The sequence below is a fragment of the Priestia sp. SIMBA_032 genome (assembly GCF_046535215.1).
GTDB lineage: Bacteria > Bacillota > Bacilli > Bacillales > Bacillaceae_H > Priestia > Priestia aryabhattai.
The window spans coordinates 1-268 of the sequence record NZ_JAWRXD010000745.1 but is presented as its reverse complement, the minus strand read 5'-3'; the positions used below and the strand labels follow the sequence as shown (position 1 = coordinate 268).

General features: G+C 37.3%; 1 pseudogene. It reads right to left on the bottom strand.

Annotated features, from left to right (window positions below):
- Window positions 1-268: pseudogene (locus SB717_RS36290) on the bottom strand (methyl-accepting chemotaxis protein); the annotation flags it as partial.

Genomic DNA, 268 nt, shown 5'->3' with positions numbered 1-268 from the left:
AAACAGCTGCACTTTCTTGACTCGTACCAGCAATTGTGTGCATTACCGCTGTAATTTCTCCTTGCTCGTAACCTATGTTATGTACCTCTTCTACAATTTTTTCAACTGAAGTACTAATCGTATTTACAACTGACATAATTGTGCGGAACTCCATTTCTGCCTCTGTCGTCACTTTATTTTGCACATCTGCAATGTCTTTCAATTTACTTACAACTTCTACAACTCTTTTTACTTCTACTTGCACATCACCAATCATCGTTGTGATTTC